Below are 6,931 nucleotides of genomic sequence, written 5' to 3' on the forward strand. Positions count from 1 at the left end.
CAAACCTCTCGATCCCACGCGATGAAAAAGACGCTACGATCCCGCGCGACCTGATTACGTGGAAAATCCGCAAGCAGGTGCGCGCTCGGGAATGCAGGCGCTCAATGAATAGGATGGGCTAGGGGCCAGCCAAGCCGCGATGAACATGTCGGTCTGGGCTTTGCTGGCGTCGAGCGTGAAGTCCGGGAAAGCCGGCGGAAACGGCGGCGAAGCGTTGCCCGTCGGTCTGTTCCTTGCGACGCTGAAAGCCGCGTCGGGCGCGGGGACCATGTTGCTCACGGCAGTCCTGGCGTTTGCAGAGGCAAGCGGAACAAGCAGCCTGCCTTCCGTGAACCTGGTCATATACGCCTCGATAGGCGTCCCGATGATCGGTTCGGCCTTCATCTTTCTCCTGGTCAATCGCTTCCGACCGGACGACGAGTTGTGCCCAAACGTGACGTAACGTCATTCAGTCTATGTGGCAGGATTTGGTCGGGCGCTGCGCGCAGCTTCGCGCCCAAGCCAGTCGCCCCAGAGTGGATTTGAGATTCCCGTAAGCCGCCCGTCCGTTTCTCCGCCCCCGACAAAATCAGTCAGCGACCGAGATGGGTGGTGGGTTCAACCGTGGATACCGGACAGGCAGCCAATGTTTACGGCGAGGAAGCAGAATCCTCCTCAATAACTGTCCTACCAAACGGGTTTTCGTCTATGCCGACAGACGCGAGGCTCGGGTTTGATGGATAAGTGTGGCCATCGAACTCTAGTCTTGCCTGATGGGCGCGAGTACCTCCTCCGGCGACCAGAACGGACAGATCGTGCCAACCATTTGATTGAGACGGCAGAACGCGGATAGGGGGGCGAGTAACCGTCACGGCGGTCACCTGTCGATAATCATTTCCGCTAAGCGAGAGCACGTAAAGATTGCATCCGCCGCTGCCACAAAGGTCTGGGCGACCGCCTCCATTAATGGTGGCCTTAGCGTAAATGAGAGCTTCAGGGCTACCGTCATTGTCGAGGTCGAACAGCGCCACTTTATAGTCGGTGATCTTTTTCGCTTGAACGAATGCTATAACACCCGGATGCGGAGGTAACGGCGGGATGGGAGTGCCGGGCAGCTTAGCGGAAGCGCCTACGATGTCCTGAGCTTCACCTTGGGCAAATACAGGGCACGAAAAAGCTGCAAATATTAGCATTGCTTTGGGAAACGCTCTCAACCGATCCACTCCGTAATATTCTGATGGATAGACATTCTCTAATGATGGTTGTCCGTAAGCTAGCAAATTTTTTGGCCGCTTTGGGGCGTGTGCTGCCCGCCCGCTTCGCACCTCATTGTCGCCGTTAGAAAGGGATTTCCCTGCACCTAAAAGGGACGTCCGAATTATGACGGGGTCTGTACTTTGCTGCCAGTGCAAATCGGCTGTGGGAATGACTGCTTACGCCAAAAGAGACGATTTTTCAGCATCGAAGATTGGCATCGCCATCTATTAAGTAAAAGTTGGGCGCACCTGTGCGCCTAGCTGGTCGTTCAATTGGAATTGGCTTCGACGTACACAGAGGGGCCCGGGCTTTCGACGTGGGCCGGTGAAAGGAGCTTCCCAGTGTCGGTGTCGTAGCGGAATACTTCCGCGATATCATCGGTCGTGACCATGATGACACCGAGCTGCATGTCATCGCGGACGGTAATTTGCCTCGCCCGTTGTCCGGGGCATTGTACGGTGGCACCGCTTGCAAAACCTAATTGACCCAAGGGCTCGATCCGACAGGGCCGCTCTCCAGCGCGGCCCAGATCCAATGCGCCCTCAGGCGTGATGGTGTGGGTGTACACGCCCCGTCCGTCCGGTCCGACCGATGTGAAAGTCTGTCCCCGCCCGAATGTGCGCTGTCCCGCATCCAGCCCCTTCACGCCCGCAACGGTGTGCGTCAGGACACCGTCGGGACTGATATAGAAGTGGCCGATCTGCGTGCCAGTGTTCTGCGGCCACCGCAGGTGCATGTGCATGTGAGGCGGGGAGTCCATGTGGCCATGCGGCGTGTTCGTATCGAACCCCATGATCTGGATGCGTCCCAGACCTCCGCGCTCGACGTAAGCGCCAAGGCCCAGTTCGCGCACGACCTCGCGTTGCGCGAACTCCAGCACATTAGCGGCATTGCGCTGGACCGTCGGCATCGGGCCGGAGGCATAATCGCCCGAGCGGCGGGCAGGATCGGCGTGTTCGAAGCGCAGCACCATGCCGGGCTCCACGATGTGCGTGGCGAACTCGGCCGCAGTGATCGCATCGCTGATCAGCGGCGCAAGTTGGATGATCCCACGGCCTTGCCCGACGCGAAACGGTACGTCTCCGCCCTCGACGATCACCCGGCGCACGTTGTCGCCGGGGGTATCGAAGGCCAGCTCCAGCGAGCGACTTCGCGGTACGTTCAGAGCAATCACCGTTTCGCGGGTGTTGTTGGCGGAATAATAGGGCGTCCCGTCGGGCGAGCAGGCGTGGCACGATGCGGGATCGAACCGTGCTGCAGAGGTCGCACCGTCGGTACGCTTCATGAACTTGAGCACCACCTTGACGGTATCGGCCGGATCGGTCGCCAGTGCCGGGGCGGCGAGCAGAGTGCCCGCCGCCGCTAGAATTACCGCAAGCCTGCGCATCATTGGCCCGGCTTCCAGGAAATACCAAGCCAGAAGGTGCGTCCGACGGGGAAGTAGTAGTTGACGTAGTTGCGGCCCACGCCCTGGCGCACGACAAACGGCTCCTTGGTCAGGTTCTGGACCTGGCCCACTAGTTCGATGCCGCGGCTCATCGCATAGCGTGCCTGGACGTCGATCTGCTGGCGCGGCGCCTGATACAGATCGCGCGTGGGCGTATCGGCATCGACCGACTGCACCGCGCGGCCGATCCGGTTGTACGAGACGCGCGCCTCGAACGAGCCGTTGGCGTAGAACAGAGTGGCATTGGCGATATAGTCCGGCTGCTGGATCAGGCCGCTGGTCTTGCGGACCGATGCCGAGCCAGCATTAACCGCAGCCGTGCTCATCGGCTGGTCGAACGAGCCGTCGAGTAGGGTCAGGTTGGCGTTGAAGCCCAGGCCCTTCACGAACGGCAGGTTGTCCTGCGTATAGCTGAGTTCCAACCCCTTTACCCGTGCCTTGGAGGCGTTGCGCGCCGTGCTGATGTAGACCGTTTCATAGGTCACACCGTCCACGGTCGTCGCCGGCCCCTGCTGCGAGCTGGTGAAAATCTCGTTCTTGATGTCTTTCACGAAGGCGGCGACGGAGAACATCCCGCCACGCCCCATGTACCATTCGTAGGACAGGTCGTAGTTCCACGCCTCGCGCGGCTTCAGGTCGGGATTGCCGGTGCTGATCGACAGCGTGCCGTCGGTGCCGACATTATAGGAGGTACGCGCGGCATACTGACTGTAGTCCGGGCGGCCGATCGTCTTGGAGACGCCGGCGCGGATGCGCATCGCATCGTTCAATTGGTAGGTCGCCAGGGCCGAGGGCAGGAAAAAGTCGTATTCCGAGCGGCGGCGCACCCCCTGGTAGACCGTCGATCGCGGCACGAGTTCGTTGGTATCCACACGCAGGTTCGTCGCATCGTACCGCACGCCCGCCTGCACGTTGAAGCGGTCGGTGCGGAATAACGCCTGGACGTAGCCGGCCTTGACGGTCTCGAGATCGGTGAAATCGTCCGCCGCGTTGTTGGCGGTCTGGTTTGTGGCGACGAACTGGCTGGCGTTGGCGTTGAACACGTCCCAAGCCGCTTCGCGGTTGATGAGGAAATAGGGCACGCCCGGCGTTTCGTAGGTCGAAGGCATCTTGTCGTAGATGATGCCCGCCAGCGAACCGATCACGCCTTGCGCCGCAGTGCTGGCCGCTGCCCATTCCTGGTAGCGCTGGTCGTAGCTCAGCTTGGTGCGGGTGATCGCTCCGCCCAGGTTGACGCCGAAGCCCAGATCTTCTGCACCGCTGTTGAAACCGAGATTAAGCTTAGCGTAGTCGACCGTCGAATCCTCGTCGCGGTTGATGTTGCGGTAGTACTGCGCGACGTAGCTGTTCGGATCGGCAGCGGCCGGCACGTCGTTCAGAGTGAGCCGGGGGCGGCCATCGACGATCGTGTAGCTGTAGCCGTAATCTGCAGCAGTCGTGCTCGACGTGGTGCCGGGTCTCACACCGGAACCATATTTGATCATCTGGCGGTTCTCGCGGTACTGAGCCTTCGAATGCGCCATGGTGCCGTCGAGTACCAGCCCGCCGCCCAGATCGTAACGGCCCTTCGCGTCGATCAGATACGTGTCGCGCTTCACCGGCTGATAGGTCAGGCCCTGCTGGATATTGCCCGCGGCGAAGCTGCCGCTGGTGGCGGTGACATTGGTGGGGCTGCCGGCGGGCGTGGTCAGCGATTCGTAACGGGTCTCTGTATCCTTGTCGTGATAGTAGCCGCCGAACAGCGAGAACTGCGCGCGGTCGGACGGGCGCCACTCAAGCTTTAGGTTGCCGCTGAGGCGGGTGCGCATGTTCTCGAAGAAATAGTCCTGGTTGCGCACCGGCACCAGCAGGCCGGTCGAAAGCTGCGGGAACGCCGTCGCGGCACCGCCGGCGGTGTAGTACGACCAGCCGTTGCCGACATCGTTACCCGGCAGTTCGGCCCGCGCCGTGGATGGCAGGCGCTGGTATTCGACCGATGCGACGATGCCGAACTGGTCTTCCGATCCAAAAACCTTCGAGCCGGTCGCGTCGGCGCGGATCGAGGGGCTGCCCTTGCGGATCAGCTTTCCGGCGGTGTCGTTGTAGCCGCCCGATGCGTTGGCGACGAAGAAGCTCTTGCCGCCCTGGTCGAAGGCGCTCTTCGACACGATGTTGATCTGGCCGCCCAGCGCATGGGGATCGTACTGCGCCGTCACGGTCTTGATTGCATCGATCCGCGAGACCAGCGAGGACGGCAGCATGTCGAGGCGGGCGCCGCGGAAGATCCAGTCAGGCGATGCCAGCGGAACGTCGTCGATCGTGACCAGATTGTACTTTGGATCGAGGCCGCGGATCGTTGCGCGCTGATAGATGTCACGGTTCTTGGTCGCATCCGCGCCGCCGACCACGGACACGCCGGTGATGCGGCGGCTGGCCTCGACGATGTTGAGATCGGGCAGGCGCCCGACGTTGTCCTGCGCCACGGAATCCATGATGACGGCCGCGTTGCGCTTGGCCTTCACTGCCGACTGCTGCGATGCGCGGAAACCGGTGACGACGATGTCGTTGGCTGGTCCCTCTTCGGCTTCCGGCGCCGATTGCACCGCGTCCTGCGCCAGTGCGACACTGGACACCAGCATCGTCCCAGCCATCCATGCGCCAAACAGCGACGGTCGATTAAATTTCATGGTCGTTCTTGCCCCTGCGAGTCGATATGGGAGCGCATATATATCGTCATGTATGATATTTATTTGACAGTTCCACACAGAGTGAAATTTATTCCCTGCCGAGCTTGGCTGCGCTATCCGCGTTAGCCATGAAACGAGTAATGCCATGACTTTACCTTCGCTCACGGCCCGCGCGCGAGAGATGCTTCGGCTCATCCATCGCACCGAGGGTCTGTCCCGTTCTGCGCTTATCAAACTGACCGGACTGTCCGGAACCGCAGTATTTCGGGCGACCGAAGAACTCGAATTGGCCGGCCTCGTCACGATCGGCGAGGCGATTGCGGAAGGTCGCGGGCAGCCCAGCGCGATGATCCATGTGCGCCCCGATGCAGTCCTGAGCCTTGGCCTGTCGATCATGACGGACAGGGCAGACGTCGTCCTGATCGACCTGACCGGCAAGGTGCGCGCGCAGCGAGAGATAACCGTGCCCGGAATGCCGCGTGATGCCATCGTCGATGCCGCGATGGCCTTCGCGCGTGAAACGGCGGAGGCGCATGGGGTTCCCTATGCACGGATCGCCGGCCTGGGCGTTGCCGTGGCGGGCTATTTCGTGGAGGAAAACAGCGTCAATCCGGGCTTCGAACTGGATGACTGGGCGCTGATCGACCTGCACCGCGCGATCGCCGATCGGATCGGCCTACCGGTAATGATCGAGAACATCGCCGGCGCCTGCGCCATCGGCGAACGCCTGCTGGGCGCAGCGGGCGATCTCGAAAGCTTTGCTTACGTCAGCGTTGCCGCGGGCTTCGGCGGCGCGATCATCAATGATCGGCGACTGCTGCGCGGTCAGGCCGGCAATGCGGGCGAATTCGGCATCTTCTTCTCGCTGCTGGACCGGCCGACGCCCAATCTGGTCACACTCAAAGAGGAACTGGAACAGCACGGCATGGCCTGCGCGGACATATCCGATCTGGTGGCGCGGTTCGATCCCGCGTGGCCGGGCGTCGATCAATGGATCGCCGCGCATGCCGACAGCTTTTCCCGCCTGTTCGCGATCCAACGCAACACTCTCGACAGCGAGGCCATCGTTCTTGGCGGCCGCTTGCCCCGGCCGCTGGCTCAGCGCATCATCGATGCGGCGCGCTGGCCTGAAGACAGCGAGCCACCCCGGCGTGACCGCCCGCTGCCCAATCCGCGCCTGATGGTGGCGGCATTGCCGCCCGAGCAATCGGCGCCGCTGGGCGCGGCGTCGCTGATTCTGGCCCGTGATGTTCTCGGCTGAAATCCAAATAGGATGATGCTCACCGCCAAGGCCAGCCCGACTGGCGCCAGTGCCAGTAGCAAGGACAGCAGCGACGAGGAATCCAGGAAGGCGCGCCGATAGTCGCTGCCCGACAGGCACAGGCCAAGGCCGATGATCGCCACCGCCTGCGACGCCTTGGAGCAGGCGGTGAACAACCCGGCCTTGAGATAGGGCTGCGAACGCCCTGCGCTCTGCGTCATTGCCGCCCAGCACAGGAACCCCACCCCCCCGCCGCCCACGCCGAACAGCAGGCCAGCCATATTCAACGCCACCGGTTCCGCCCGCAAACCGAGCAGAAGC

At 62.0% G+C, this 6,931-nt stretch carries 5 protein-coding genes; 2 read left to right on the forward strand and 3 right to left on the reverse strand.

Going from position 1 to position 6,931, the window contains the following annotated elements:
• The first annotated feature begins 139 nt into the window (after nucleotides 1-139).
• Entirely contained in the window at nucleotides 140-442 is a 303-nt protein-coding gene (locus tag ACYPYD_RS19025; RefSeq protein WP_459664846.1) for a hypothetical protein, read from the forward strand.
• Nucleotides 443-629: 187 nt separating this feature from the next.
• Here ACYPYD_RS19025 and ACYPYD_RS19030 read toward each other — a convergent pair whose 3' ends face one another.
• The 3 genes from ACYPYD_RS19030 to ACYPYD_RS19040 form a co-directional block, all read right to left on the reverse strand.
• Nucleotides 630-1,193: a hypothetical protein gene (locus ACYPYD_RS19030; RefSeq protein WP_459664848.1), complete on the reverse strand. Its 564-nt coding sequence runs from the start codon at nucleotides 1,191-1,193 to the stop codon at nucleotides 630-632.
• A 311-nt stretch (nucleotides 1,194-1,504) separates the two neighbouring features.
• Nucleotides 1,505-2,626: a hypothetical protein gene (locus ACYPYD_RS19035; RefSeq protein ID WP_459664850.1), complete on the reverse strand. Its 1,122-nt coding sequence runs from the start codon at nucleotides 2,624-2,626 to the stop codon at nucleotides 1,505-1,507.
• On the reverse strand, nucleotides 2,623-5,313 hold the full coding sequence (locus ACYPYD_RS19040) for a TonB-dependent receptor (RefSeq protein WP_459664853.1): 2,691 nt from the start codon (nucleotides 5,311-5,313) through the stop codon (nucleotides 2,623-2,625). Before ACYPYD_RS19040 ends, ACYPYD_RS19035 begins: the two co-directional genes overlap by 4 nt.
• A 217-nt stretch (nucleotides 5,314-5,530) precedes the next feature.
• Here ACYPYD_RS19040 and ACYPYD_RS19045 point away from each other — a divergent pair, with 217 nt between their 5' ends.
• On the forward strand, nucleotides 5,531-6,610 hold the full coding sequence (locus ACYPYD_RS19045; RefSeq protein ID WP_459664855.1) for an ROK family protein: 1,080 nt from the start codon (nucleotides 5,531-5,533) through the stop codon (nucleotides 6,608-6,610).
• The last annotated feature ends 321 nt before the right edge of the window (nucleotides 6,611-6,931 follow it).

It is taken from the genome of Novosphingobium sp. 11B, from assembly GCF_054589055.1.